25 protein-coding genes and 1 other annotated feature are annotated in these 26,944 nt (G+C 47.2%); of the genes, 17 read left to right on the forward strand and 8 right to left on the reverse strand.

The annotated features are described in order from the left end of the window. Both AC0J5I_RS06110 and AC0J5I_RS06115 read right to left on the reverse strand, forming a co-directional pair. A complete protein-coding gene (locus AC0J5I_RS06110; RefSeq protein WP_475304618.1) occupies positions 1 to 681 on the reverse strand; it encodes a methionine ABC transporter permease in 681 nt (226 codons plus the stop codon). Continuing rightward, a complete protein-coding gene (locus AC0J5I_RS06115) occupies positions 678 to 1,754 on the reverse strand; it encodes a methionine ABC transporter ATP-binding protein (protein ID WP_475304622.1) in 1,077 nt (358 codons plus the stop codon). Before AC0J5I_RS06115 ends, AC0J5I_RS06110 begins: the two co-directional genes overlap by 4 nt. Positions 1,755 to 2,116: 362 nt before the next feature. After that, positions 2,117 to 2,384, reverse strand: a binding site (T-box leader). Positions 2,385 to 2,647: 263 nt separating this feature from the next. Here AC0J5I_RS06115 and AC0J5I_RS06120 point away from each other — a divergent pair. Further along, the gene (locus AC0J5I_RS06120; protein WP_475304627.1) at positions 2,648 to 3,805 is read left to right on the forward strand and encodes an aminotransferase class I/II-fold pyridoxal phosphate-dependent enzyme; all 1,158 of its coding nucleotides are present in this window, start codon (positions 2,648 to 2,650) and stop codon (positions 3,803 to 3,805) included. Between the two features lie 72 nt (positions 3,806 to 3,877). After that, positions 3,878 to 4,066 carry a 2-hydroxymuconate tautomerase gene (locus AC0J5I_RS06125; protein WP_086943757.1) on the forward strand — a complete coding sequence of 63 codons (189 nt, stop codon included), beginning with the start codon at positions 3,878 to 3,880 and terminating at the stop codon, positions 4,064 to 4,066. 178 nt (positions 4,067 to 4,244) lie between these two features. Here the strand turns inward: AC0J5I_RS06125 and AC0J5I_RS06130 are convergent, their stop codons facing one another. The 5 genes from AC0J5I_RS06130 to AC0J5I_RS06150 form a co-directional block, all read right to left on the reverse strand. Beyond that, the gene (locus AC0J5I_RS06130; protein ID WP_475304633.1) at positions 4,245 to 4,559 is read right to left on the reverse strand and encodes a hypothetical protein; all 315 of its coding nucleotides are present in this window, start codon (positions 4,557 to 4,559) and stop codon (positions 4,245 to 4,247) included. A gap of 227 nt (positions 4,560 to 4,786) precedes the next feature. Further along, the gene (locus AC0J5I_RS06135) at positions 4,787 to 5,665 is read right to left on the reverse strand and encodes a helix-turn-helix domain-containing protein (protein WP_475304638.1); all 879 of its coding nucleotides are present in this window, start codon (positions 5,663 to 5,665) and stop codon (positions 4,787 to 4,789) included. 93 nt (positions 5,666 to 5,758) lie between these two features. Continuing rightward, complete coding sequence (gene yidA, locus AC0J5I_RS06140) at positions 5,759 to 6,571, reverse strand: sugar-phosphatase (RefSeq protein WP_475304642.1); 813 nt, start codon at positions 6,569 to 6,571, stop codon at positions 5,759 to 5,761. Continuing rightward, the gene (locus tag AC0J5I_RS06145) at positions 6,568 to 7,953 is read right to left on the reverse strand and encodes an HD domain-containing protein (protein ID WP_475304645.1); all 1,386 of its coding nucleotides are present in this window, start codon (positions 7,951 to 7,953) and stop codon (positions 6,568 to 6,570) included. Before AC0J5I_RS06145 ends, yidA begins: the two co-directional genes overlap by 4 nt. A gap of 28 nt (positions 7,954 to 7,981) precedes the next feature. After that, a complete protein-coding gene (locus AC0J5I_RS06150) occupies positions 7,982 to 8,824 on the reverse strand; it encodes a lipoate--protein ligase family protein (protein WP_475304649.1) in 843 nt (280 codons plus the stop codon). Positions 8,825 to 9,037: 213 nt separating this feature from the next. Here AC0J5I_RS06150 and AC0J5I_RS06155 point away from each other — a divergent pair, with 213 nt between their 5' ends. The 9 genes from AC0J5I_RS06155 (at position 9,038) to AC0J5I_RS06195 (ending at position 18,411) form a co-directional block, all read left to right on the forward strand. Continuing rightward, the gene (locus tag AC0J5I_RS06155) at positions 9,038 to 9,463 is read left to right on the forward strand and encodes a YwiB family protein (protein ID WP_475304652.1); all 426 of its coding nucleotides are present in this window, start codon (positions 9,038 to 9,040) and stop codon (positions 9,461 to 9,463) included. Between the two features lie 44 nt (positions 9,464 to 9,507). Then, entirely contained in the window at positions 9,508 to 10,116 is a 609-nt protein-coding gene (gene rpoE, locus AC0J5I_RS06160; protein WP_086986998.1) for a DNA-directed RNA polymerase subunit delta, read from the forward strand. Between the two features lie 216 nt (positions 10,117 to 10,332). Further along, a complete protein-coding gene (locus tag AC0J5I_RS06165; protein WP_475304659.1) occupies positions 10,333 to 11,943 on the forward strand; it encodes a CTP synthase in 1,611 nt (536 codons plus the stop codon). A 143-nt stretch (positions 11,944 to 12,086) separates the two neighbouring features. Next, the gene (gene fba, locus AC0J5I_RS06170; RefSeq protein WP_086987000.1) at positions 12,087 to 12,944 is read left to right on the forward strand and encodes a class II fructose-1,6-bisphosphate aldolase; all 858 of its coding nucleotides are present in this window, start codon (positions 12,087 to 12,089) and stop codon (positions 12,942 to 12,944) included. 440 nt (positions 12,945 to 13,384) lie between these two features. Next, the gene (locus AC0J5I_RS06175) at positions 13,385 to 14,656 is read left to right on the forward strand and encodes a UDP-N-acetylglucosamine 1-carboxyvinyltransferase (RefSeq protein ID WP_475304665.1); all 1,272 of its coding nucleotides are present in this window, start codon (positions 13,385 to 13,387) and stop codon (positions 14,654 to 14,656) included. A gap of 135 nt (positions 14,657 to 14,791) precedes the next feature. Then, positions 14,792 to 16,051 (forward strand): transcription termination factor Rho, encoded by a 1,260-nt coding sequence (gene rho, locus AC0J5I_RS06180; RefSeq protein ID WP_475304670.1) that lies wholly within the window; start codon positions 14,792 to 14,794, stop codon positions 16,049 to 16,051. 94 nt (positions 16,052 to 16,145) lie between these two features. After that, a complete protein-coding gene (locus tag AC0J5I_RS06185; protein WP_475304673.1) occupies positions 16,146 to 16,511 on the forward strand; it encodes a DUF6568 family protein in 366 nt (121 codons plus the stop codon). A gap of 188 nt (positions 16,512 to 16,699) precedes the next feature. Continuing rightward, on the forward strand, positions 16,700 to 16,963 hold the full coding sequence (locus AC0J5I_RS06190; protein ID WP_475304676.1) for a type B 50S ribosomal protein L31: 264 nt from the start codon (positions 16,700 to 16,702) through the stop codon (positions 16,961 to 16,963). A gap of 314 nt (positions 16,964 to 17,277) precedes the next feature. Beyond that, positions 17,278 to 18,411 carry a YdeI/OmpD-associated family protein gene (locus AC0J5I_RS06195; RefSeq protein WP_475304679.1) on the forward strand — a complete coding sequence of 378 codons (1,134 nt, stop codon included), beginning with the start codon at positions 17,278 to 17,280 and terminating at the stop codon, positions 18,409 to 18,411. A gap of 279 nt (positions 18,412 to 18,690) precedes the next feature. On the opposite strand, the gene AC0J5I_RS06200 is transcribed toward AC0J5I_RS06195, so the two are convergent. Further along, entirely contained in the window at positions 18,691 to 19,470 is a 780-nt protein-coding gene (locus tag AC0J5I_RS06200; protein WP_475304681.1) for an SMI1/KNR4 family protein, read from the reverse strand. A gap of 198 nt (positions 19,471 to 19,668) precedes the next feature. Between AC0J5I_RS06200 and AC0J5I_RS06205 the strand changes: the two genes are divergently transcribed. The 6 genes from AC0J5I_RS06205 (at position 19,669) to cshA (ending at position 26,901) form a co-directional block, all read left to right on the forward strand. Next, positions 19,669 to 20,226, forward strand: coding sequence for a LemA family protein (locus tag AC0J5I_RS06205; RefSeq protein WP_107994602.1), 558 nt, complete (start codon positions 19,669 to 19,671; stop codon positions 20,224 to 20,226). A gap of 36 nt (positions 20,227 to 20,262) precedes the next feature. Then, positions 20,263 to 21,171: a zinc metalloprotease HtpX gene (gene htpX, locus AC0J5I_RS06210; protein WP_475304687.1), complete on the forward strand. Its 909-nt coding sequence runs from the start codon at positions 20,263 to 20,265 to the stop codon at positions 21,169 to 21,171. A 228-nt stretch (positions 21,172 to 21,399) separates the two neighbouring features. After that, on the forward strand, positions 21,400 to 22,149 hold the full coding sequence (locus tag AC0J5I_RS06215) for a hypothetical protein (protein ID WP_475304691.1): 750 nt from the start codon (positions 21,400 to 21,402) through the stop codon (positions 22,147 to 22,149). Positions 22,150 to 22,324: 175 nt separating this feature from the next. Continuing rightward, positions 22,325 to 23,410, forward strand: coding sequence for a D-alanine--D-alanine ligase (locus AC0J5I_RS06220; protein WP_475304694.1), 1,086 nt, complete (start codon positions 22,325 to 22,327; stop codon positions 23,408 to 23,410). A 140-nt stretch (positions 23,411 to 23,550) separates the two neighbouring features. Next, positions 23,551 to 24,927 carry a UDP-N-acetylmuramoyl-tripeptide--D-alanyl-D-alanine ligase gene (locus AC0J5I_RS06225; protein ID WP_475304698.1) on the forward strand — a complete coding sequence of 459 codons (1,377 nt, stop codon included), beginning with the start codon at positions 23,551 to 23,553 and terminating at the stop codon, positions 24,925 to 24,927. 405 nt (positions 24,928 to 25,332) lie between these two features. Beyond that, entirely contained in the window at positions 25,333 to 26,901 is a 1,569-nt protein-coding gene (cshA, locus tag AC0J5I_RS06230) for a degradosome RNA helicase CshA (RefSeq protein WP_475304701.1), read from the forward strand. The last annotated feature ends 43 nt before the right edge of the window (positions 26,902 to 26,944 follow it).

A 26,944-nucleotide genomic window follows, 5' to 3' on the forward strand; every position in this document is an offset into this window, starting at 1 on the left:
TTAATGACTGACTTTCTTTACCAAGGCATTTCCGATGGCTTGGCTGATGAATACGATGATCAGGATGATGATGGTTGCGACCAAGGTCACGTCGTTCTGGAATCGGTTATAGCCGCGGGTGATGGCCAGGTTACCCAAGCCGCCTCCGCCGATGGCTCCAGCCATTGCCGTCAAACCGATCAGGTTGATGATCGTTACGGATGACACGCGGATGATGCCGGCCAAGCCTTCCTTCAGGTAGACGCGGAAGATGATTTCCCAAGGGCTGGCACCCATTGATTGGGCCGCCTCGATGACGCCGGGATCGACTTCAACCAAGGCATTTTGGATCTGACGGGCATAGAAGGGAACGGTCGCTACAACTAGTGGCACGATTGATGCGGTCGTTCCGATCGAAGTGCCGACCACGATCCGAGTGAACGGTACGATCAGCGCCATCAGGATGATGAAGGGCAGCGAGCGGAAAATGTTGACCAGCTTATCCAGAACGTTGTACAGGTGTTTGTTCTCCAGGATGCCGCCATCTTGTGTGACCAGTAAGATGACACCGAGGATGACTCCCAGCCCACCGGCGATCAGTCCGGCAACGAGGGTCATGTATAAGGTTTCCCAGGTGCTCAGGAGCACTTCATCCCAAATCTCAGAGACGTTAGGGAGAAAGGTTGTCATGAATGTGTTCATTCTTCGTCGCCTCCTTTACTTTTCTTTTCGGCAATGGTTTCCGCGGTGATGATCTCCACCGTCACGCCATTGTCCTGCAGGTAGCGGACGGCTTTCGCGATCGCTTCCGGTGTCCCGCTCAGGACGAGGAGCAGGGTGCCGACTGGCGTGTCCTGCAGTATCTCGACGTTGCCGAAGAGGATGTTGCCTTGGACATTGAACGTATTGGCCAGCTTGGCGATGAGCGGCTCGCCTGTGGAACCGCCGACGAATGAAAGCTTTGTCAGCACATCATGTTCGTTCAGGTTCAGGATGGTCGGGTGAGTGATGACCGTTTCGATGCCGTGTTCGACATGCGTTGCTGTATCGATGAAGTCCTTCGTCAATTGGTTCTGCGGCTTCGTGAAGATGTCTAAAATTGAGCCGTATTCAATCACGCCGCCGTCTTCCATCACAGCCACTTTGTTGCAGATTTCCTTCACGACCTGCATCTCATGGGTGATGATGACGATCGTCAAGTTTAATCTTTTGTTCAGTTCTTTCAATAGAACAAGTATCGAAGAAGTCGTCTTCGGATCCAAAGCGCTGGTCGCTTCGTCGCAAAGCAGCACTTCCGGGTCATTCGCCAAAGCGCGGGCGATGGCCACACGCTGCTTTTGCCCACCAGATAATTGGGAAGGGTAAGCTTTGGCTTTTTCGGACAACCCGACTAAGGAAAGAAGTTCTGTTACCTTGTCGTGGATTTCCTGTTTACTTAAGGAAGAATTCTTCAACGGAAATGCGACGTTTTCGTGAATGGTGCGGGAGTGCATCAGATTGAAATGCTGGAAGATCATCCCGATTTTTTTGCGTGACTCACGCAGGTCCTTGTCGTTCAATGCCATCATGTCTTTTCCGCTCACGATGACTTTTCCTTCGGTCGGACGCTGCAGAAGGTTGATGGTCCTTACTAATGTACTTTTGCCGGCGCCGCTGTAGCCGACGATGCCGTAGACGTCGCCTTTATCGACTTCCAGCGAAACATGCTGTACGGCATGGATGGCTTTGTTTTTGTCAGTTTTAAAAGTCACTGAGATATCCTGTAGACTGATCATGTATCTTTCCTCCTCTAATAAAAAAAGCATCCATCCTACATCAAAAAAATATGACGTTAAGGACGAATGCGGACGCTTCGTGTTACCACCTTTGTTCGAATCCCCCTCGCGGCAGGATTCCTCCATAAGTGAAGGCTTGCTTCACTCGCGCACGATAAAGGGTGCTCCCTGGAAGGACTTACCGCTTGTGCAGCTCATCCCTCCCGCTCCGAGGCCATCTTCAAAACCGTTCCGTATACCTGTTCTCATCCAACCAGGCTCGCTGTGATACGTTCCGATTCTTACTTTCCTCTTCCTTGCGTTTACATCTTATCATAAAATCAAAAAACTCTCGCCTTATCTGCTGCATATTCTATGCGCAAGATAAGGACGAGAGGTCAAAGTTCGATCTCGTGTTACCACCTTAGTTCACGAAAGCATCGCTGCATCCGCCTTAGCCAGTGCGCCTGCAAACTGCTGCAAGTCATACTGAGACACTGTAACGGGCGTTCCCGTCCTGTCTTAAGAAGTTACTCTTCGGACAAGCCACTCTGAGACCATCTTCAACCAACACTTCCTTGCTTGTTTTCACCCGACCAAGCTCTCTAATGAAGGAGTGGAATGATTTACTCTTCTCTTCGCTGTGTTTTTGATGTGATTAATATACCCAATCCCGCTTTCTTTGTCAACAGATAAGATTAGAAAAAAATAGAAATTTTTCAGGAATTCTCATTTTGCGCAAGAGAAAGCGCTCTTATTAAATGGGGAATACCATGGTACGCTTGACTTATGGACGGAATAGTCGTATTCTGATTAATATTAAAATTATGTGAGAAAAAACATAAGATCCTATAAAAAAGCATGCGCCGAGGGGTTTCTGGCGGTGATGCACACTTGGATGGAGGATGTACTACATGGCTTTGACAACGAATGAACTATTTTCCCGCATCAAACCTTCGCAGATCCGCGAATTTGATGAATTATTCCGCAGTGTGGAGGGCTGCATTCCGATGACGATAGGGGAACCGGATTTTGATATGCCCGAAAACGTCAAGCAAGCCGCCATCAAGGCGATCGAAGACAATGCTTCCCATTATGCACACACTTCCGGCGAAATCGGCGTCCGGAAAGCAGTCAGTGAATTCCTGGAAAAGCAATATGATCTGCACTACGATCCTGAAACGGAGATCGTGATGACAGTGGGTGCCACCGAAGGTCTTTTTGCCGCGGCTTTCGGGTTGCTGAACCCGGGCGATAAGGTCATCGTCCCGTCGCCGTTTTTTCCATTGTACAGCTATGCGGTGGAACTGAACCGTGGCGAATGCATCTTCGTTGATACTTCCGACACTGGCTTTTTGATGACGCCGGAGCTGCTGCACAAGACGATGGCGGAAAACGAAAATGTCAAAGCGATTTTTTTGAATTATCCGAGCAATCCGACAGGCGCTACCTATACAAAAGCAGAACTGACGGCTTTAGCCGACGCGATCAAGCGGTATGACATTTTTGTGCTGAGCGATGAAATCTACAGCGAAATCACCTACGGGGAAAAGCATACGTCGATCGCGACCCTGTTGCGCGACCGCACGATTTTGTTCCAAGGTGCTTCGAAAGCCTTTGCGATGACAGGCTGGCGTGTCGGCGTGCTCGCAGCGGATGCGAAATGGATGAAGACTTTGTTTTTGGCCCATCAGCAATTGGTGACGACCGGCGTTACGGTTTCCAACCGTGCAGCCGAGGAGGCATTCCGTAACAGCGCGCCGGATGTCGAAAAGATGCGCTCCGAATATGAAAAAAGAAGAAACATACTCGTCCCCGCTTTGCAGGAAGCCGGCTTTGAGGTTCCCGCACTGAAAGGGGCCTTCTATGCTTTTGCGAAGATTCCGGCGAAGTTCGGTACGGACGATAAGGCCTTCTGTCGCGAAATCGGCATGAACGCCAAAGTGGGCATGCTGCCTGGATCGATCTTCGGACCCGGCGGAGAAGGCTATGTCCGCATGAGCTATGCGTTGAGCACGGACATGGTCGCTGAGGCGGCTGAACGCCTGAAGACTTATATCGCCTCCAAATAGAGATGCAATCCAATCCAAACATTGATAAAATGGACCTGAGTCGAAACCATAAAGCGAAAAGAGGGAATTGAAATGCCATATGTTCACATTGAATTGCTGGAAGGCAGAACTGACGAGCAGAAACAAGGGTTGATGCGCGATGTCGTAGATGCTGTCGTAAAAAATGCCAACGTATCGAAGGAAAGCGTGCACGTGATTCTGAATGAAATTTCGAAACAACATTTGACCAAAAATGGAGAATTCATAGGCGAAAAAGCGTAAGGATTCAATGAAATAAGCCAAGACGGGGAAGAAAAACCCAGCCTTGGCTTATTTTTTTCGTAATCTACCTGCTACAAAAACCATATATCACCGATTATCAGACGGATCCAATGCATGGATGAGCCCCCTTTCTCACAACCGGCAAGCTTGCGACCGGAAATATTGAATACAAAAGCAGCTATTTTTCGTGAAAAGTGCTTTTGACATAGAGGAGCAGCAAGATAGCCAAGAGCACAACTACGTTCAAAGCCACCCCCAAGCTTGGCGGAAGGACCTGGATAAGCAAGGCCAGCACGATCAGATTCAATGCATCGATGCCAAGGAAGGTCCAATGCTGCGCGGATTCCATGCAGTTGCTGGAGATAAACAACAAGCCGCTGCATATGCCGATTGTGAGCCACCAGGATTTTGACACTTCCGGATACCGTACCATTCCGATCAGGCAGGCACAGCCCAGTACATAAGCGTATAGGTTACATCGTTTTGGATTCATGGACTTTCCCTGCCTTCCCTTCATGAAATGGTCATTTCGGGAATTGTCAGGACAGTCTTCCCATAGTTGCTCTCATTTTATTACAGATTTTTCGTGTCGCTACAAAATATTCCTATAAGCATAAAAATTGCCGCACAAATCAAGGTGTGCCCGCAATCCGACGCGAAACAATGGATACATTTCGGTTATTCATGGGTTTGCCCGCAAACGGACGCAAAAAGACGACCTCATCTAGAGGCCGCCTCTTCCAAGAGATTATATTCATTTTCGAGATTGGCTTTGAAGGCCTGGTCGTCCGCCGCTTCAATCAAGCGGAAGGCCTGGTCGATCAGCAGCTGGCCTTCGGGATTGCCTGTCTTCGCTAAGGCGAAGCCTTTCCTGAGGTAGCAGACACATAAATGCCGGTAGGAGCCTGCTTCCTTTGCAGTCGGGATCAGTTCATTGATGCGGGTGATCGTCTCTGCGTAACGCCCATTCTTCAACAGCAACAAGCATAGGTTGTAGCGCAAGGAGATGGCGATTTTGCTTGCGGAGGGATGACTGGCGTATTTTTGTATCTGCGCCAATGCGGTCCCGGAAATCAGGATGGCTTCGTCGATAGGAAACAGAAACAGCATCGCATTGATCATCCTTAATTCCACGAGATACCATCCATCAAGCTTCTCGAGCCTTTCCCATACAGGCCATACTTCTTTACGGGCACCCACAATGTCTCCAGTTTTTGCCAGAATGATCAGCGCATCCGTCAGATGGATGATGTCAGCGATGATGTAATCGGCATGTGCCTTCAGATAGTTCCGGGCTTTTTCGCGAAGTTCCTCCAACAATGCGACATCGTTGAAAGAGAGATTCATGAAAGCCGTCAGCAGTTGTTCCTTTTCGGAATGATTGTAATCGTTCGTGATGTAATGGAACTCTTCATCGGTCATGTCCAGCCTGCTCAAAAGATGCCGATAGTTGCCTAGCGTCGGCTCGATCAGATCCCTTTCCATCTTGGAATAGGTGGATTGATGGATTTTGTTTTCCGCCATGTATTGTTGGGAATAGCGTTTGTTTTTCCTTATCCGTAAGAGGGTTTTTCCGAACCCCGCAGAATGATTATCCATATCAGGCACCTGCTTCACACTTAATTAAAATAATGCCACATTTTGTCGAAGGACCTCCTTCAACAAAATGTAGCATCTCAGAAAAAATTCGGTTTATTTGTTGAGGTAGGTCCGGATTGCGTGTGCCACGCCGCTTTCAGCGTTGGATGTGGTGATGAAATCCGCAGCTTCCTTCACTTTATCGACGGCATTGCCCATTGCTACGCCTACGCCTGCGTATTCGATCATGCTCAGGTCGTTCTCGTTGTCGCCGATGGCCATGATGTTTTCCGCATCAATATTCAGCAATGCAGCCAATTCAACCAAAGCACTGGCTTTACCGGCATCTTTGTTCAGCACTTCCAGGAAATGCGGTTCGCTGCGGACGATCACATAGTCTTCGTGGAACTGCGCTGGAATCGCTGGGATCAATACATCCAACAGCTCAGGCTGGTCGATGAACATGATTTTCGTGAATAGTTTATCTTCCGGCAATTCAGCCAATGAGCGATAGCGGATCGGCATCGTCGTAATGAAAGACTCGCGTGTTGTGAAGATGCTGATGTCTTTGTTTGCGGTATAGATGGCTTCGTTGTCAATCCCGTGCGTATGCACGTTGAACTTGTCTGCCAATTCGTTGATTCTGACGAAGTCGCTGTAATCCAATGTGTGCGAAACGAGCACTTCATTTGTTGCGGTGGAAAGCACCAAAGAGCCGTTGTAGGTGATGACGTAATCTTCGTCCTGATCCAATTCCAATTCTTTGATGTAGCGTTTGACGCCTGGGAACGGTCTGCCGGTGCAGAGTACGATTTTGATGCCTTGTTCACGCGCTTCGGTGATGGCTGCTTTTACATCCGGGGTGATTTTGAACTCAGGGTCTACCAATGTGCCGTCGATGTCGATGGCGATTAATTTGATGCTCATAGTGTGCCTCCTGTTTGTTGGGTTGGTAAAATTTCATCATTCTCGAAAAAGGTTGAAAATTCCTGCGAAAGGGACTCGAACAGATTGATGCCCGCTTCCTCGTCGCTATGGGTAATTTCGCGCGGGAAGTAAAAACGTTCATCCCCGCGGACCTTGCCCGTCAAAGCCGATACGATCGAACTTGCTTGCGAAAGCTCCAAGAAACTGCCATTTTTCTGGACAAGCTCAATCTGGGTTCTGGTCGTGGCCTGGTAAGGCCGGTAAAGATCATAAGGCAGGTCATAACTGTTGTTTACTGCAGTATAGTAGTCTCTGTTGAAACCCATGCGCTCAATGAGTGCACTCATGCGTTCCAGTGTAGCATCATCGCGTCCTTTTGTGTAGCGGACCGATTTGAAAGGATGACGATTGACGAAGCGATAGGCCAGGTCGTTCAGAATCGGATCTTTTTCATCAAGCCAGTGGTTAAAATAGGTCGTCAGGACGCCATCATCCAAACGCAGGTAATCTTTCAGCGTCCAAGTCTGCTTGAAGAACGGCGTCAGGAAAGTGGCGGTATGGCGGAATTCGGCTTGTTCATCCAAATAGACATCCTTCGCGCGCTTCAACAGATGGCTGAGCACAACCTCCATGCCTCGGGAAACCGGATGGAAATAGATCTGCATATACATCTGATAGCGGCTGACGATATAATCCTCCACCGCATGCATGCCGGAAATGTCAAAGGCGATGCCGTGTTCGTAAGGCCTGATGACCCGCAGGATCCGCGTCAGGTCGAAATTACCGTAAGTGACGCCGGAATAATAGGCGTCGCGCAGCAGGTAATCCATTCGGTCCGCATCGATCTGGCTGGAAATCAGCTGGACGACCTGCGGATTGTCGTAGGTTTTGGCGATGACGGCGGCCACCTGGTTCGGGAAATCCGGTCCGATCTGCTGCAGGATCCGATTGATTTCCGTATCAGGGGAGGTGATGATCTCGATTGTGATGGCTTCATGATCCGTATCGAATATTTTTTCGAAGGTATGCGAGAACGGGCCGTGGCCGATGTCATGCAACAAGGCGGCGCAAAGCGTCACGAGCCGCTCCCCATCATCCCAAAGGCCGTCCCCGGGCTCTTTGCTGGGATAATTCCGGACGAATTTGTCGCAGATGCGGCGGGCGATTTCGTAGACTCCCAAAGAATGATTGAAGCGGGAATGTTCGGCGCCGTGGAAAGTATAGGAAGAAGTCCCTAATTGCTTGATCCGTCGCAAACGCTGGAATTCAGGTGTGTTGATCAGGTCCATGATGATCCGGTACTGGATATGGATGTAGTCATGGACAGGGTCACGAAATACTTTTTCTTTCGGCAATAATTCCGCAGTATAGTGTGTACTCAAATCGCATCGCCTCCTTCTGTCATTCCGTTTAGGTCTGCTGTTCCTGATTGACTTGTTCATTGCGTTTCTTCATTTTCGTATAAGCTGTTTCATACTCTGACATCAGACGCTCCGTGTATTCTCCTGGCAGGAGCGTATTGCCGTTGCTGGCGAAGACGGACAAAATCCGTTCCTTAACAGCGGCTACAGTCAACGGTTTATCCAGCAATTCCGCCAAGTTTGCCATTGAAGCGGGATCGACGGCAGGGAAATGCCAGCGGGTTTCTTCGCCTTGCAGGCTTTCTTCGTAGAAGCGGCGGATCATTTCCCCGCGCTGCTGCTGATTGCCAGTCACGCTCATGTAGATCATGATGGCCACACCGTTTTTGAAACGGCGCTGCGCGATGCCTGCGAATTTTTTGCCGTTGATGCTCAGGTCGAAATCGCCAGGGCAATAGGAGTCGCTGATTTCGAAGGCCTCAATCGTTTGGTCGGAATCGGAAAAAGTCTGCTCAACCAGTTCCTTCATGAGGACATAACCGTCATTGATCGTGAGTTTGGCATTCTCGGTTTCCGGAAGCACCAATGAGAAATTCAGGATCCCTTCATCGGCAACGACGGCCAATCCGCCGGCGTTGCGGACGACGATATCGGTCGGGACGCTCCGCAAGTAACGCAAGCCGTCCTCCAGATGGGGCAGGCGCGTGTCCATCATGCCGAGGATGACCAGCTTTTCCATCGGCCAAAAATGCAGAGCTGCCGGAGCTTCAGCGTTCCCTACCAATCTAATCAAAGCATCGCCCATCGCGAAGTGCGAAAGGGCATCGGTGCCGAATGCTCCATCTGAAGTATCGTAGATATGATAAATGTTGTTTTTTAAATGGTTTGTCATAAGCGTTTCCTATCTTTGTGGCTGTTTCTGCTCCCATTATAGCAAAGTTCAGGAAAGATTTGACGGTGAATTGCAGCGAAAGGCAGGATTTCTTCGCATTTTGGAAAATCAGCCCGCAAATGATTGACCAGCACTCATTTTTACCGCTATACTGTATTTGAAAACTCGTGCGGCCGCAAGGCTTCGGTACGATGGTCAATGAGGTGGAAAAGCTTGTCTTTAAAAGAAGGAATGCCCATCGAGTTCCAATTGGAAACGCTGGTGAAGCAAGAAGGGGAGCAGGAAAGCTTCCTATATGAAGGAATGGGTCAAATCGTGGAAATGGGCAACTGGCTCTATCTGCGCTATATCGAAGCCGAAACAGCTGTTCCGGTCACGTTCAAACTGTCCCGTGAAGGGAAAATGACGATCATCCGCAGAATGGAACAGACGAGCCGCATGTCCTTCGATGCAGAAGGAAAAGGCATGGCTATGCTCCCGACGCCGGCCGGATTGATGGAAATCGAAACGATCACCCATGAAATGTTGCTGGAGTTCAAGGAAAAGCCATTTGCCGGGAAAGTCACCTTGCATTACGAACTCCAAATGAACGAACAAAAATTGGGAGATTATCGAATTGAATTGCAATTTACCACCTGAGTATTGTATGATTAAGAGTAAACTTTTGAAAGGACGTGACACCATTGAAATTGAAGCAATTAGATGGTACTAGCAAAAACGAATTGTCAATGATAGAAGTTGCACATGCAATTTTCGAAGAAAACGGTGACGTACTGGACTTTAACCAATTATTGGTTCAGATACAGGACTATCTTGAAATGTCGGAAGAAGAATTGGAAGGCAAGATGACACGTTTCTACACTGACTTGAACATTGATGGCAGCTTTATTTCTTTAGGAGAAAATCGTTGGGGATTGCGTTCATGGTATCCAATTGATTCAATCGATGAAGAGATTCTTTCCAGTATCGATGAGGATGAAGTGAAAGTCCGCCGCAAGAAACGCAAGAAGCTGAATGCATTCGCTACATCAGAAGATGATGATGATGTAATCGATTATAATGATGACGATCCGGAAGATATCGATGTTGCTGACGAAGATGAAGATATCGATGTGGATGAGGATGAAGTCGATGATGTTGATGCTGTGGATATCACAGATGACGATGATGACATCACGAGCGGCATCGAAGAAGACTTGACCTTGATCATCGAAGAGGAAGATCTTGAAGAGGAAGAAGAGTTCGAAGAGGAAGAAGAGTTCGTTGCGGAAGAAAAGGACGAAGAAAAATAATCATTTCCTCCGGTGCCCAATTCTTTCTTGACACCTTGTGGAATTGGAGGTATCATCTTCATTGGGCTCCCAAAAAGCAATTCTTTTTTGGAAAGCATACGTTGAATTTTTACGGCTCCCTGTTCTTAAGAACAGGGAGCTTTATTTTGTTTATTGCAGCGTTGGAGAATCCTTCGGACATAATTTTGCACATTTTAAAACAGGGGGAAGAAAAAAATGACTAAGTATATTTTTGTAACAGGCGGGGTAGTATCTTCAATCGGTAAAGGTATCGTTGCGGCGTCTCTAGGACGTTTGCTGAAAAACCGTGGATTGAAGATCACAATCCAAAAATTCGACCCTTACATCAATGTGGATCCAGGCACGATGAGTCCTTACCAACACGGGGAAGTATTCGTTACTGATGACGGCACGGAAACCGATTTGGACTTAGGCCACTATGAGCGTTTCATCGACATCAACCTGAATCAATATTCAAATGTGACGACCGGAAAGGTTTATTCCGAAGTCATCCGCAAAGAACGCAAAGGGGACTATCTAGGCGCTACTGTCCAAGTAATCCCGCACATCACGAATGAAATCAAGGAAAAGATCATGCGTGCTGGCGAAACGACAGATTCTGACATTGTCATTACTGAAGTAGGCGGAACCGTTGGGGATATCGAATCTTTGCCATTCCTGGAAGCCTTGCGCCAAATGCGTATGGAAGTAGGCGCTGAAAACGTGCTGTACATCCACACGACCTTGATCCCTTACTTGCGCGCAGCCGGCGAATTGAAAACAAAACCGACGCAACACAGCGTTAAAGAATTACGCAGTTTGGGTATCCAACCGAATATCTTGGTTGTTCGTACAGAAATGCCATTGCCGCAACATATCAAAAACAAATTGGCATCCTTCTGTGATGTGAAACCCGAAGCGGTCATCGAATCCCGTGACGTAGAGACATTGTACGAAATTCCTTTGATGCTCCAAGAACAGAACATGGACCAAATCGTCTGCGATTATCTTGGTCTGTCCGATCTGCCGCAAGCTGATATGACGGATTGGAAAGCTTTGGTCGAAAAAGTTCAAAGTCTGGAAAAAACAACTAAAATCGCTCTTGTCGGAAAATATGTGGAACTGCAGGATGCTTACTTGTCTGTGGCTGAGGCATTGAAACACGCCGGTTATGCGCACAATACTGAAATCGATATCCAATGGGTCAATGCGGAAGAAGTGACTACTGCGAACGCGCAAGAGCAATTGGCTTCTGCGGATGGTATCCTTGTTCCGGGTGGATTCGGAGACCGCGGTATCGAAGGCAAGATTGTTGCCATCCAATACGCACGCGAAAATAATGTGCCGTTCTTCGGTATCTGTCTCGGCATGCAATTGGCTTGTGTGGAGTTTGCCCGCAATGTTGTTGGTTTGGAAGACGCGGATTCAGCGGAAACCAATCCGGAATGCAAAAATAACATCATCGATCTGATGCCAGACCAAGAAAACATCGATGAAATGGGCGGCACGTTGCGTTTAGGTCTGTATCCTTGCGAGTTGAAGGAAGGCACATTGGCTAAGAAACTTTACCACAACGCCGATATGGTCCAAGAACGTCATCGCCATCGTTATGAATTCAACAATGCTTACCGTGATATCTTGGCTGAAAAAGGCATGGTCTTCTCAGGCGTATCCCCTGATCAACGCTTAGTGGAAATTGTGGAATTGAAAAACCATCCATTCTATATTGCTGCCCAGTTCCATCCTGAGTTCATTTCACGCCCGAACAGACCGCAACCGATTTTTGACGGCTTTATCGCGGCATCTTTGGAAAATGCAGGCAAATAAGCGGGACAATGCTCTCCCGATTTGACTGATATTGTATTTTAATGAGCAGGTTTGACTGAAAAGGTAGTAAATATTTTCATTTTCTGCTAAAATAGGTGTGTTGTAAGAAATATAGACCAATGGATTCCAAGGAGGCAACAAGAATGAGTCGTTTAGTAAGTATGACAGATATGTTAAACAAAGCGTTAGAAGGAAAGTATGCCGTAGGACAATTCAACATCAACAATCTTGAGTGGACGCAAGCTGTATTACAAGCTGCCCAAGAAGAAAAATCTCCAGTTATTTTAGGTGTTTCTGAAGGCGCAGCAAAATACATGGGTGGACATTTAGTTGTTGCAGCTATGACTAATGCTTTATTAGAAACTATGGACATCACTGTTCCTGTAGCATTGCATCTTGACCACGGTACAAGCTTTGAAAGCTGCAAATCCGCTATCGATGCTGGTTACTCATCTGTAATGATCGACAAATCACATTACCCTATCGATGAAAACATTGCTCAAACTAAATTAGTAGTTGAGTACGCACATTCTAAAGGCGCTTCTGTAGAAGCTGAAATCGGAACTGTCGGCGGAACTGAAGATGGAATCACTGGCGGAATTCAATACGCTGATCCAGCTGAATGCTTACGTTTGACTACTGAAACAGCTATCGATGCATTGGCTGCTGCATTAGGTTCTGTACACGGACCTTACTCCGGCGAACCTGTACTTGGTTTCGACGAAATGAAAGAAATTTCTGAATTGACTCACAAACCATTAGTATTACACGGTGGTTCAGGAATTCCAGAACACCAAGTCAAAAAAGCTATCGAGTTCGGACATTCAAAAATCAACGTGAACACTGAATGCCAACAAGTCTTTACAGCTGCTGTAAGAGAAAAATTAGCTACAGACGCTAACGTTTACGATCCTCGTAAAGTTATCGGACCTGGTAAAGAAGCGATCGTTAAAGTCGTTAAAGAAAGAATGCAAGTTTTCGGTTCAAGCAACAAAGCTTAATTTAATCAAACGATCTTCGAGGAGGTCTGGGGCCTATGTTCCGGATCTCCTTTTTTGTCCTTATTTTTCCCAAACGCACATGCATTGTCGCCTCATTTTCCATATATTTCTGAGTTTGTGTTAACATTACATCATAAGGTAGGGTCAGTTGTCTTCAGTTGAAGCGTGATTGAGGCATGATAGTCATTTTTTTACGCTGGTCGGCCGTATCAAATTGAGAAATATAGCGGAAAGCAGACGATTGCATGAAAAAACTAGTAATGGACCCTGTATTTTTGTTAGAATTGTAAATGATCAACCAACAATCGAATAAAACTAAAAATAATGGTATTTCGGTATCGTTGCGCCGTTTTTCCTGTGACAGGGAATCCGTGCGAGCGATTCCATTTATTTCCGGACGACTTATCGTTCGGCAACTACACATGAAGTGAGGCTTTTTTATGAAAAAATTAGTTATAGAGGGGAATAAACCGTTGAATGGTGAAATCACCATCAGCGGAGCGAAAAACAGTACGGTTGCGCTAATCCCGGCTGCCATTTTGGCGGACTCCCCAGTCATCTTGGAAGGCATCCCCAACATTCAGGATGTGCACTCTCTGATTGATATCCTTGAGGATTTCAATGTAGAAGTGTCTTTCGATGAGGATGAGGGCATCATCACGATCGATCCGACCAACATGATTTCCATTCCGATGCCTACCGGAAAAATCAAAAGCTTGCGTGCTTCCTATTATTTCATGGGAGCTATCCTTTCAAAATTTGGAGAAGGCGTCATCGGTATGCCTGGAGGCTGTTTCTTAGGCCCGAGACCGATTGATCAGCACATCAAAGGTTTTGAGGCGTTAGGCGCGACGGTGCGCAATGAAATGGGCGCCATCTATCTGACTACACCGGAAGAGGGTCTGAAAGGCGAGCGCATCTATCTTGACGTAGTTTCGATCGGAGCGACAATCAACATCATCTTGGCGGCGGTCAAAGCTAAAGGCAAAACTATCATTGAGAATGTGGCAAAAGAGCCTGAAATCATTGATGTTTGTATCCTATTGAACAATATGGGAGCGAAAATCCGCGGAGCCGGGACGGACATCATCCGGATCGAAGGCGTGGAAACTTTACATGGCTGCAGACACACTGTGATACCTGATCGCATCGAAGCCGGGACCTATCTGGCCGCTGCCGCTGCAATGGGTGAGCGTGTGCTGGTCAAAAATGTCATCGTCGAGCATATCGAAAGCCTAATCGCAAAAATGGAAGAGATGGGCGTGCAGATGGAAATCGGTGAGGACAGCATTCTGGTCAAAAAATCCGATAACCTAAAGATGGTCCATATCAAGACACTGCCTTACCCTGGGTTTGCGACGGACTTGCAACAACCACTGACTCCGCTGTTGTTGAAAGCGAGCGGTGACGGCACCATCGTCGACACCATCTATCCGAAGCGCGTCAACCATATCCCGGAACTCCGCAGGATGGGGGCGAAGGCCAAGGTGGAAAGTGACATGATCTTCATGCAAGGGCCAAATAAATTGACCGGTGCGGAAGTTACAGCCAGTGATTTACGTGCTGGAGCCTGTCTAGTCATCGCCGGATTGATGGCGGAAGGCACAACCACAATTTCCGGTATCGAGAATATCCTGCGCGGGTATGATCATATCGTCGAAAAATTGACTGCTTTGGGCGCAGACATCAAAATGATCGAAGACGAAGAATAAATTTCTTCGCGCAACACGATAATAAGGAGCACCTTCAAAGCAGTAACCAACTTTGAAGGTGTTTTGAATATCTTATATATTACATTTGCTGAAAATAAGCATCATCAGAATGATAAGAGAGGAAGGTGGAGCTGTTTGGAAGATATGCTTACCTTGCATGAGTTGGAAAGTAAGACTCTGAAAGAAATATACACCTATGCCAGAGAACTGAAGATTCCCTATTACAGCCAAATGAACAAAAAAGAGCTGTCCTTGGCGGTCATCCGTGCCCAAGAGGAAAAACAAGGGTTCTTCATGACCGAGGGCATTTTAGATATCGTTGCTCAGGAAGGATTCGGTTTTTTAAGGCCGATCAACTATTCACCGAGCCAAGAAGACATTTACATCTCGACCTCGCAAATCAGACGCTTCGATCTGCGCAATGGGGACAAAGTAGCCGGAAAGGCCAGACCTCCGAAAGCATCCGAACGTTATTACGGCCTGATGCAAGTCAGCACGGTGAACGGAAAACGACCTGATCAAGCCAAAGAGCGCTCACACTTCCCCGGATTGACGCCCATTTACCCGAACCATCAGATGAAGTTGGAAAATACCCGGACAAACGTAACCGCTCGGATGGTCGATCTGTTCTCGCCAATCGGCTTCGGTCAACGTGGGTTGATCGTTGCGCCCCCGAAAGCAGGGAAAACGACTTTGCTGAAAGAAATCGCGAACGGCATCACCACCAATCATCCCGATGTCGAACTGATTATGCTGCTCATTGATGAGCGTCCGGAAGAAGTGACGGATATCGAACGCAGTGTGAAGGGAGATGTCGTCTCCTCGACTTTCGACCAACAACCAGCAAACCATGTCCGGGTGGCGGAACTCGTCCTGGAAAGAGCCATGCGCCTTGTCGAAGACAAACGCGATGTGGTCATCTTGATGGATAGCTTGACACGTTTGGCCCGTGCCTATAACTTGGTTATTCCGCCAAGCGGACGTACCTTGAGCGGAGGGATCGATCCGGCAGCCTTTTATCGCCCGAAACGTTTCTTTGGTGCTGCCCGGAATATCGAAGATGGCGGCAGTCTGACAATCATCGCAACCGCGCTTGTCGATACCGGCAGCCGGATGGATGAAGTCATCTACGAAGAATTCAAGGGAACAGGAAACATGGAGCTTGTGCTTTCCCGTGAATTGGCGGAACGACGAATCTTTCCAGCTATCGATATCAAAAAATCGGGCACCCGCAGAGAAGACCTCCTGCTGGATGCGAAAACGATGGAGAGTATCTACAAAGTCCGCCGTGGCATGCGCGGGGATGCTTTGGAATACACCGAGAGCTTCCTGAAACAGATGAACACAACCGAAAACAATGAAGCTTTGCTGACCCGGATTGCATTGATGAAATAAAAGCGTGCCGGAGGGCGTGTGAGCAAATCATGAGCATTTTTTACAGCTTCCCGGTATAGTGGGACTATCAAAACGCAAAACTGGAGGTTTTTAAATGCTTTTCAACAAAGGGAATTACGAAGAAGACACAAAAGAATTCATAGAGATCACGGCTGAAGAGTTTGAAGAAAAACTGGCTGCCGGCGAAAAAGCGGTCGTTTATCTCGGGAAAGCCGTTTGTCCGTATTGCCGGAAATTTGTGCCTAAATTGGATAAGGTCCGCAAAGAAAAAAACCTGACGATCCATTATCTCGATAGCCTGAACACACCGACAGACCCTGCGATCCAAAGTCTCCGCGACAAAATGGGCGTACGTACGGTGCCTGCTCTTGTGAGGATCGATGGTCCGGGCCAATTCACGAATTTGAATGCCGACAGCAGCCTTTCGGAAGAGGAGATTGAAGCCATTCTCAATAAATAACCCAAACACGTTTTTCTCACTGCTGCCTGGATGGGGAAAACGTGTTTTTTTAAATTTATCGTTGCATTCTTGCTGTTTGCGTGGTATCCTTTTAACGTTAAAAAGGATTACCCTGCGGTATACCTTTTATTACAAAAAGACAACTCTGGCTTAGTAAATAATCCAGGGCAAAAAGGAGCGAAAGAGACATGAAACAAGAAATCCATCCAAATTACCAAACAGTTGTGTTCATGGATACAACTACAGGATTCAAATTTTTATCTGGTTCAACAAAAGGTTCAAGCGAAAAAGTTGAATGGGAAGATGGCAACACTTACCCAATGATCCGTGTAGAAATTTCTTCAGATTCACACCCATTCTATACTGGACGTCAAAAATTCACGCAAGCCGATGGCCGTGTGGACCGCTTCAACAAAAAATATGGTTTCCAAAACAAAGAAGATCAAGAATAATCTTCTTGAGGAGGGCTTTCCCGGTTTCGGGAGGGCTCTTTTTTTGGTTTCTACCGGTTTTTTCTGGGTACGTACGTCAGCTCCGGGGAGGGCCCACTCCCCGGAGTACGTCGGTAATTTGATGGGCGCAGCTCCGATGAGTAGTGTCTCCTCGGAGCTGAAGTCCAGAAATGTGGATAGAACTCCGGCGAAGCCTCCGTTCACCGGAGAAACGGTATAATTCCGGTCAATCGGCTTCCATCAGGGCTTGGATTTTGCGGGTGGTCGTTGGGTTTGCTATGATAGCTTTAAGAAGGATTGAGAGGGGAAGCGAGATGGCATACGAACCTAAAACAAAGCCCACGGAAGTGTCTGTACAGGAGTTCATCGAGGAAATCCAGCAGCCGCAAAAGAAAGAGGATGCATATGCGCTGCTGAAGTTGTTTGCGGAAGTGACTGGGGAGGAAGCAAAATTGTGGGGGCCGAGCATCATCGGTTTCGGGAAATACCGTTACCGGTACGCGAGCGGCCATGAAGGCGATGCCCCGCTGGCTGCCTTTTCGCCGCGAAAAACGGCGTTGACGTTTTATTTTATGCTGCCGGATGGAAAACGGGAAGAGTTGCTTGCGAAGCTCGGTAAACATAAAATCGGAAAGGGTTGCGTGTACGTCAATAAACTTTCCGATATCGATATAGCTGTACTGAAGGAGATGATCCGGGAAGACATCGCTCATGCGCACCAACTTTATGGCGAGCAAGCTGCTGATAAACCGGTTCCGGCAACTATGCCGATCACGAAGCGGTTGGGACTGGATAAATTCCAAAAGCGCGCCGTTCTGGGGAAAGAGCGCGCCACGACTGACGATTTTGCGGATTTGGACTCCTATGATGCGGAACTGGATCCCGGGAAATACGATCTGATTTTTTCCTATGTCCTGACGCTTGAGGAACTGAATGAACGCGTATGGGATACGATTAAAGCGGAGCGCCTGAATCCGGAAGGCTACCTTTATATCGCATATCCGAAAATCGGGAACAAAACCTATGACACCTTCGTGCATCGCGATGCCATCTTTCCGAGTCTGGGCGTGGACGACGGTAACGGCTACGTCGGCGACAGCAGCTTGAAGTTTGCGCGGATGGTCAAGTTGGATGATACGTTCACGCTCGTCGGGCTAAAAAATGATGTCAAAGGAAAAGGCAAATCAACGAAAGCGAACAGCGGCAATGTGGCCGACTATGAGCAATTCATCCCGGATGTGAAGAAATATCTGGATGCAGAGCATCCAGACGCCGCAAAACTGTATGCGGAACTAACGCCGGGCTACCAACGGGATTGGGCCCGTTACATCTACAGCGCCAAACAACCAGCTACGCAAGCAAAACGCAAGACGGAGATGCTCGAAATCCTCGGCAAAGGCCACAAAACAAAGAACCTTTACCAACAGTGGCTGAAGGAACAGGGATAACAACAAAAACAGGGGTGCCGCGTGGTGGCACCCCCTGTTTTTGTTGTTATGAGGCACTTATGATGAGGCCCGTATCTCCGGTGAACGCAACCTTCGCCGAAGTTCCGACTGTTATTGTGGTCTCGCCTCCGACGAAATCTTCCCCATCGGAGGTGGCTCTGTTTTCACGACACCAGCTCCGACGAGACCTTTCTCATCGGAGCTGGTGTTGATTCTAATTGATTCTGCCATTCTGTCTCTGGTGGACGGCACTACTGCATGCTGTTTTAGCATTCGCATTCATTCAGCCGCAAGTTCTTTTTCCAACGTTTTGGCCAATTCTTGGATTGCCGGGTCAGGATCAGCAAGAAAGTTCGCCAGCACATCTTTGACGGTTGTCGGCAATTCATTCCTGAAGTAGAGGATCTGCGTTTCCAGCGCTTCGCAGGCTATTTTTCGGCAGTCCGCATCAGGATGGCAGGAAAAATGTTGTATCCACTGGAGATACCATTGCTTGTCCGGGTCATCCTCGAAGTGCAAAAACAGCTCAGCCAATCCCGCGGCATCGGCCAGCAAAAAGGCGTGCGCGCCTTCCGTGTGCGTGAGCCGGATTTCCTCTGGAACGGTCAGCAATCCCGGTGTCAGGTTGCGCAGGAATTGAGCGAAGTCGGGAGCGACAGTCTGCCAATTGTCCGTTTCGATATCGATGTGCCGGATACTCGGCTCGCCGGATGGGGACACTTGTGAATAATCGAAGGCAAAAAGCTGATTACCATTGCTGCTGAAAAGCACGAAATAATCCGGCAGCTCCGCCGAACGGGCAATTTCTTGTTGGGCATACAGGCTGTTCTGGGGATCGTCGTGAAGTCCCAGGATCGCATGGACAGCGGCATAATCGATGCCGTCGGATGTGGGCTCTTTGGTCGCGATGCGGGAGCACAACAGATAGCCACCGTTCTGTTCCGCCAGCAATTCGAGGTAGGCCCGAGGCAGATCCGCTGCAGTGACGCCTTGGTATAACGGGGTGGGTTTGAATAGGATGGGCCAATTTTTTTTAGTTTGTTGCGGGATGAAATACATACGGACACCTCATCTGATTTTCTTTCCTTTATCGTATCATGAAATGTATTGTTCGGATAGGGCAGCAATTTTCGGTAAATAGGTGGTTGGTCTATTTTTTTACAAAACTGCGGGAGTCTTCTATAATGGAAGGTGTAGACGAGGAATTGTCTAGGTCAGCCGTTAAGTCGGCAAGATAGAAAAGGAGCTGTGAGCAAAATGGAATGGATAATAGGAATCATTGTAGTGGCAGCGATCATCGGGGCAATATGGATTTCGTTGTATAACAGTCTTGTGAAAAATAAATTGTGGGTAACGGAAGCTTGGAGCCAGATCGATGTCCAGTTGAAACGCAGGAACGATCTGATCCCGAACATCGTTGAGACAGTCAAAGGCTATGCCAAGCATGAGCAGGAAACTTTGACCAAAGTCATCAATTTGCGCAACATGATCTCGGATATGGGAACCGAAGATCCGGCCAAAAAGATGGAATTGTCCAATCAACTGTCGAGCCAATTGCGGACCGTTTTCGCTCTGGCTGAAGCATATCCCGATTTGAAGGCGAACCAGAATTTCTTGGCATTACAGGAAGAATTGTCCGCAACGGAAAATAAGATCGCCTATGCGCGCCAATTGTACAATTCGAGCGTGACACAATACAACATCAAATTAGGGACATTCCCGAGCAATGTTGTGGCAAATGTCCATGGTTTCCGTCCGGAAGTCGTTTTGGCAACCCCGGAAGAAGAAAAGAATGTACCGAAAGTATCGTTCTGAGTAAATATGATTTTGATGGAAAGTTGGTGAGTACCTTTGCTCCATCAACAAATTGAGCAGAATAAACGGCGCACCGTGCTGATTGTATTCTTATTCTTTCTCCTGTTTGCGGCATTAGGGGCGGCCATCGGTTACATGAATTGGGATAACGCCTTGTCCGGTGTCGCACTTGCGATGATCATCGGAGTGGTCTACGTCGGCATCATGGTGGCGCAATCCACACAAGTGGTCATGAGCCTGAACAAAGCCCGGGAAATAACGGATAAGGCGCAATACCCGATGCTCTGGAATATCGTCGAGGAAATGACAATCGTGACGCGGTTGCCTTTTCCGAGAATTTTCATCATCGAGGATGAAAGCCCAAATGCATTTGCTGCCGGGAATTCGCCGGAAAAGGCATCCGTCGCCGTGACGACAGGCTTGTTGAATAAATTGAACCGTGAAGAATTGACGGGGGTGTTGGCGCATGAGTTCGCGCATATCCGCAACTATGACATCCGCTTATCCACTGTCGCTTTGGCGATAGCGGGACTGATCGCATTTTTAGCCCAATTCAGCACCCGGATGATGTTCTGGGGTGGCGGCGGCCGGCGACGCAGAAGCGACAACAGCGGAGGGGCGGGCATCATATTGCTGATCCTTTCCTTGCTGATCTTGGTACTTTCACCCTTTGTGGCCACAATCATCCGTCTGGCGCTCTCACGGAACAGGGAGTATCTGGCTGATGCGAGTGCGATTGAGTTCACACGCAATCCGGAAGGGCTGAAATCCGCTTTGAACAAAATAGCGGCAAGCGAACCGATGGAGGCAGCAAATGCTGCCAGCGCCTCCCTTTATATTGTGAATCCTTTCAAACGGATGAAGGAGGGTGAAGCAGAAAGCGATGGCTTGTTTTCGACCCACCCTTCAACGGCAAACCGAATCAAACGATTAGAAGCTATGTAAATAGCTTCTTTTTTTCGGACATTTTATCCAAATTATGCAAATAAAGTTCGGTTTTCGATGTGAAAACCCTTTCAATTTATTGATGTGAAAAAAAATAGGGGAAAAAGGCAAATTATCTTTGTAAAAGATACGGATTTGTAATAATATTAACATGGTACTGATACCTTAATCGGTTTTGCGCGTAGTAGAATGATAATAAGGGATATTTCGGAAAGGGGGGGATCATTCATGAGCGAAGATATGTTATATGTTCATTATGAAACAGTCAGCAATTTTGTTTTGAGCAAAGGGATAGCGGTGAAAGATTACACAAAGTTAGCCCGGAAGCTTCCAGAAAACTTATTGTTGGTGGACGGAAGAAAAAGCATCGGAACATATGATAATCATACCGGTTTTCAGGTTATCAAAGGCCAAGAAAACGTAAAAGCGTTCTTCCAAAAAGGGACGGACAATCAAACCGCTATGGGAAAATGGATTGATTTTGTGAATGTGGATATGTTGCATCTCCTCACCCCAATCGAAATATCCGAGATCCTGTATATCGCCCATGCGCATACGCACTTGCACTCACCGTTCTATTACAAATTACAAAACAGCTACATCTACCTCACGTTGCCGAATGGCTTCATAAAAATGTACTATCGCTACTTGGAGCAATTCCATGAGCTGTTCGCTGAAGCCATCACCGTCAAGTTGAAGGAAAAAGTGAATGAGAAGAAGCGTTTTTATCAGAAAGACAAAGAAATTGCTCCATTCCCGATCGAACGCGTGAAGGAATTCATTCCGATCTTCAAAGAAGGAGCCGTCATCTCTTTCAGACAGATGAGCATCGAAGAAAATACATACTGCATCCCATTGTTCATCGCGGAAGACCGTTACGCCAGCATCGGCGGCCGTTTCAACGAAAAAGATTCAGTGGGCACCATCTGTTATAACATGGAACGCAACGAGTGGGAAATAGACATAGACTTTGAATGAAAGCCTGAGCCGGAACTTAGGCTTTTTCTGTATCCATTGAGCCTGAATCAGCTGTTTTGACCCAAGCAATCGGGATACCAAGTCACTTTTCACAAAAATCGTTTTAGCTAAAAAATAAATATGGTACAATGTTTGGTGATTAAGGTAGTTATCAAAAAATTCGGAGGATTTCTCGATGAAAATTTATTTGATTTACGGCGGAAAGAGCGCTGAGCACGAAATCTCGATTCTGACAGCACATTCGATCATAAAGGCGATCTATTTCAACTATTACGAAGTTGTGCCCGTCTATATCACTAAGGCAGGCGCTTGGATTCAAGGGCAATCCCTTTCTGAACCGGTAGCATTCGCTGAGAACCTTTACTTGGAGCCGGGTTCCGAGAAGCGTTTTGCCGATTCGCAGGATGGGAAATCCTACGGCGAACGTATTTCACCTGCAGACATCCAGTCTGAGGATGCTGTCATTTTCCCTGTACTGCATGGACCCAACGGAGAAGACGGAACGGTACAAGGGCTATTTGAAGTCCTGAATATGCCGTATGTCGGCTGTGGTGTCCTTGCCAGCGCCAGCGGAATGGACAAAATCGTCAGCAAGCATCTTTTCCAACAAGCCGGGTTGCCACAAGTGCCTTATGTGGCCGTAACCCGAAATGATTGGAAAAATGACCGCGAGAAGATCTTCATCCAATGCGAAGGCAGCCTGATTTATCCGATGTACATAAAGCCAGCCAATATGGGCTCAAGCGTCGGCATTTCCAAAGCTACGAATCTTGAGGAGTTGACCGCAGCAATCGAAACGGCTTTCCGCTATGACCGTCGCGTGGTCGTTGAACAAGGCATCGAAGCCCGTGAAATCGAAATCGCGGTATTGGGAAATGACGATGTTCATACCTCCGTACCCGGTGAAATCGTTAAAACCAAAGATTTCTATGACTACGAAGAGAAGTACGGCAATGAAGAAGTATTGCTGCAGATTCCGTCTGAATTACCGGAAGAAATCACTGCCAAATTACAGAATTATGCAACAATCGCTTTTCGAGCGCTTGACGGAAGCGGTTTGAGCCGATGTGATTTCTTTGTTACCAAAAACAATGAAATCTACATCAATGAAGTCAATACTTTGCCTGGCTTCACTTCCCGCAGCATGTATCCGTTGCTATGGGAACACACAGGATTGAAATACAGTGATCTGGTGGAAGAATTGATTCAGTTGGCATTGAAGCGCCATGAAGAAAAACTGTCCTATCAATTTGTAGAATAATGAATGGAAGGCCGTGATTTCCCTGATTGTCAGCAGCACTGAAAGCATGGAGTGCTTGCTGCAAACCTAGGGAAAGGACGGCTTTTTTTTAGATCAGGGGGAAGGTCTTCTGAGAACTAATCGGAAATGAGGAACCAACTATGAAACCACTACGCATCATCGATGTTGTGAAAGCAGTAGGGGCGATCGACTACACGTCGGCCAACCGCTTCGCTGAAATAAATGCTGTCACCTTTGACTCCCGTAAAGCAACGCCAGACAGCTTGTTTGTGCCTTTGCAAGGGGAAACGGATGGTCATGATTATGTCCAATCGGCAATCAAGAACGGAGCGGCAGCAACTTTATGGAGCCGCGCGGCCGGAGAAGCACCTGAAGATATTGCTGTCATTCTGGTGGATGACACGTTGGAAGCTTTGCAAAAATTGGCGGAAGCCTACCTGAATATGATCCAACCAAAAGTGGTCGCAATCACGGGCAGCAACGGGAAAACGACCACCAAGGACATGACGGCCGCCATCCTGTCCGCCCGGTTCCGTGTCCACAAGACGGAGGGCAATTACAATAATGAAATCGGCATGCCGATGACCATTCTTGAGATGCCGGAAGACACGGAAGTGCTGGTGCTTGAAATGGGCATGAGCAACTTCGGCGAAATCAGCCTGTTAAGCCGATTGGCCAAACCGGATGTCGCCATCATCACCTTGATCGGGGACAGCCATCTGGAGTTCCTCGGAAGCCGCCGCGGCATCGCCAAAGCCAAATTGGAGATTTTGGAGGGGCTGAAGCCGGAAGGGACGTTCATTTATCCCGGTGACGAGCCGTTGATTGCCGAAGAGCTGCCTCAGGAAGGCAACTTCCATCAGCTGACTTTCGGCACGGACGAAACGGATACGATCTATGCCTATACCATCGTTCCCGGCAAAACCCGAACGACTTTCCATGTGAACCTGGATCCGAATGTCGATTTGGAGATCCCTGTATTGGGTGTGTACAATGTCCGAAATGCTTTGGCCGCATTAGCTGCTGCCCAAGTGTTGGGCATGACGATCGCTGAAGTGAAAGAAGCATTGGCGACGTTTCAGCTGACTGCCAACCGCACGCAGTGGTTGAATGGGGTAAATGGCTCGCAACTGTTGAATGATGCGTACAATGCCAGTCCAACGTCCATGACGGCCGTGCTGCGTTCATTCGCGTATCTGCCGCGGGAGGGAAAGAAAATTGCGGTGCTAGGGGATATCCGTGAGTTGGGCGAACGTTCTGCTGAAATGCACGCGGCCTTGGCGGCTGAAATTTCCCCTGCGGATTTCGATCAGGTCTATCTTTACGGCACGGAAATGGCCGCTCTTTATGAAAACTTAAAGACTGCCTTTCCGGAAGGGAAACTTTATCATTATATTGGGGAGAAGGCGCCATTGATCGATAAGCTCAAGGCAGAGCTTCAACAAGCCGATCAAGTACTGATCAAATCCAGTTTCGGCACTGATTTATTGGCGGTTGTGGCAGCTTTGCGTGTATAATAGGAAATGTAAGGGAATTTGGATGGGTCGTGTCGTCGCATAAGCAAGGAGATCCCTTTTTCAGCCAATTTGGAGCGCTTGTGTCAATTGTCGGTAAATTGTAGAGTCACTTGTCATTTTCATTAGAAATATCCTTACAACAAGGTTTTTTTGTAAGAAATTTCATTATTTTAAGAGAAAATGATTTGTAAAACTCTTCGGAACGTGTTATTATTGCTGATGGTAAGAATAGAGAAATAAGAGGGTTTTTTCTGCGAAGTGCAGAATGTTTGATTTATCAAGCTTTCTATTCAAGGGATTAAGTAAAAAAGGTTTATCTTTTATTTATAAGATTATGAACCGTATTTAGATACGGGTAAAAGAAAAGACTCTCTAAATTTTAGTTTCTCAAAATTAGGAGGAAACATGAAATTTTCAGAATTAGGTTTAGATGCAGTATTATTACAGTCAATTGAGACAATGGGCTTCGAGGAAGCAACACCCATCCAAACGGAAACTATTCCTTTGGCGCTCAAAGGATTAGACGTTATCGGCCAAGCACAAACAGGTACTGGTAAAACAGCTGCTTTTGGATTGCCGATGTTGCAAAAAATCAACACAGAAAACAAAGCTATCCAAGGGATTGTTATCGCGCCAACACGTGAATTAGCGATTCAAACACAAGAAGAACTTTATCGCTTAGGCAAAGACAAACATGTATCAGTACAAGTTGTTTATGGTGGAGCAGATATCAGCCGTCAAATTCGCGCTTTAAAAAACAAACCGCAAATTATTGTTGGGACACCAGGCCGTTTATTGGATCATATCAAACGCAAAACAATTCGTTTGGATCATATTGAAACGCTAGTTTTGGATGAAGCAGATGAAATGTTGAACATGGGCTTCTTGGAAGACATCGAAAGCATCCTTAGTGAAACACCATCTGAGCGTCAAACATTGTTGTTCTCAGCAACAATGCCTGACCAAATCAAAAAAATCGGTGTTAAATTCATGCATGCTCCAGAACACGTAAAAATTAAAGCATCTCATGCTTCAGCTAACTTGATTGATCAATATTTCGTCAAATGTAAAGATTTCGAAAAATTCGATACAATGACTCGTTTGTTCGATGTTCAAAATCCGGAATTGGCTATTGTTTTCGGCCGTACAAAACGTCGTGTTGATGAATTGTCTAAAGGATTGGAACTACGCGGTTACCGTGCAGAAGGAATCCATGGCGATTTGACACAACAAAAACGTATGAGTGTTTTGAATGCATTCAAGACTGGCGATTTGGATTTCTTGGTAGCGACTGACGTTGCTGCGCGTGGATTGGATGTTACAGGTGTTACACATGTATACAACTATGATATCCCGCAAGATCCAGAAAGCTATGTTCACCGTATCGGCCGTACTGGTCGTGCCGGTAAAGAAGGTATGTCAGTGACTTTCGTTACACCAAACGAAATGGATTACTTGCGTACAATCGAAAACTTAACAAAAAAACCGATCACTCCATTACAACCACCAAGTGATGAAGAAGCTTTCCGTGGCCAAGTAAAATCAGCTATGGATGAAGTGGAATCATTGGTGAAAGAAACAGAAACAGACAAATATCAACGTGCAGCTGTTCGTTTGCTTGAAGAGCACACTGCTGAAGATTTGGTGGCAGCATTCCTGAAGAGTCTTTCTAAAGATGCTACTGATGTTCCTGTTAAGATCACACCAGAACGCCCATTGCCTTCAAGAAAAGGTAAAGGCGGCGGTGGTTACAAAGGCAAGAGCACAGGCGGCGGCTACAAAGGTAACCGTAGTTCATCAGAAAGACGCGGCAGTGGCGAACGCAGCGGCGAGCGCAGTGGCAACAAAAATCGCTCAAGCGACAGCAAACCACGCTCAGGCGGCAAACGCTATGATGACAAACGTGGCGGCGGCAGTGCCGGCGCACCTAAAAAAAGCAGCCATAGCTTCACTATCCGCAGCAACAACGATTAATTCGTGATCAAAAACCTCTTCCCCTGGCGTAGGCCAATTGGGG

The organism is Trichococcus sp. TS_SC_9 (genome assembly GCF_056156325.1).

Coding starts and splice junctions, on each gene's coding strand:
- AC0J5I_RS06110 (WP_475304618.1), bottom strand. CDS start 681: ATGAACACATTCATGACAACCTTTCTCCCTAACGTCTCTGAGATTTGG.
- AC0J5I_RS06115 (WP_475304622.1), bottom strand. CDS start 1,754: ATGATCAGTCTACAGGATATCTCAGTGACTTTTAAAACTGACAAAAAC.
- AC0J5I_RS06120 (WP_475304627.1), top strand. CDS start 2,648: ATGGCTTTGACAACGAATGAACTATTTTCCCGCATCAAACCTTCGCAG.
- AC0J5I_RS06125 (WP_086943757.1), top strand. CDS start 3,878: ATGCCATATGTTCACATTGAATTGCTGGAAGGCAGAACTGACGAGCAG.
- AC0J5I_RS06130 (WP_475304633.1), bottom strand. CDS start 4,559: ATGAATCCAAAACGATGTAACCTATACGCTTATGTACTGGGCTGTGCC.
- AC0J5I_RS06135 (WP_475304638.1), bottom strand. CDS start 5,665: ATGGATAATCATTCTGCGGGGTTCGGAAAAACCCTCTTACGGATAAGG.
- yidA (WP_475304642.1), bottom strand. CDS start 6,571: ATGAGCATCAAATTAATCGCCATCGACATCGACGGCACATTGGTAGAC.
- AC0J5I_RS06150 (WP_475304649.1), bottom strand. CDS start 8,824: ATGACAAACCATTTAAAAAACAACATTTATCATATCTACGATACTTCA.
- AC0J5I_RS06165 (WP_475304659.1), top strand. CDS start 10,333: ATGACTAAGTATATTTTTGTAACAGGCGGGGTAGTATCTTCAATCGGT.
- fba (WP_086987000.1), top strand. CDS start 12,087: ATGAGTCGTTTAGTAAGTATGACAGATATGTTAAACAAAGCGTTAGAA.
- AC0J5I_RS06175 (WP_475304665.1), top strand. CDS start 13,385: ATGAAAAAATTAGTTATAGAGGGGAATAAACCGTTGAATGGTGAAATC.
- AC0J5I_RS06185 (WP_475304673.1), top strand. CDS start 16,146: ATGCTTTTCAACAAAGGGAATTACGAAGAAGACACAAAAGAATTCATA.
- AC0J5I_RS06190 (WP_475304676.1), top strand. CDS start 16,700: ATGAAACAAGAAATCCATCCAAATTACCAAACAGTTGTGTTCATGGAT.
- AC0J5I_RS06195 (WP_475304679.1), top strand. CDS start 17,278: ATGGCATACGAACCTAAAACAAAGCCCACGGAAGTGTCTGTACAGGAG.
- AC0J5I_RS06200 (WP_475304681.1), bottom strand. CDS start 19,470: ATGTATTTCATCCCGCAACAAACTAAAAAAAATTGGCCCATCCTATTC.
- AC0J5I_RS06205 (WP_107994602.1), top strand. CDS start 19,669: ATGGAATGGATAATAGGAATCATTGTAGTGGCAGCGATCATCGGGGCA.
- AC0J5I_RS06215 (WP_475304691.1), top strand. CDS start 21,400: ATGAGCGAAGATATGTTATATGTTCATTATGAAACAGTCAGCAATTTT.
- AC0J5I_RS06220 (WP_475304694.1), top strand. CDS start 22,325: ATGAAAATTTATTTGATTTACGGCGGAAAGAGCGCTGAGCACGAAATC.
- AC0J5I_RS06225 (WP_475304698.1), top strand. CDS start 23,551: ATGAAACCACTACGCATCATCGATGTTGTGAAAGCAGTAGGGGCGATC.
- cshA (WP_475304701.1), top strand. CDS start 25,333: ATGAAATTTTCAGAATTAGGTTTAGATGCAGTATTATTACAGTCAATT.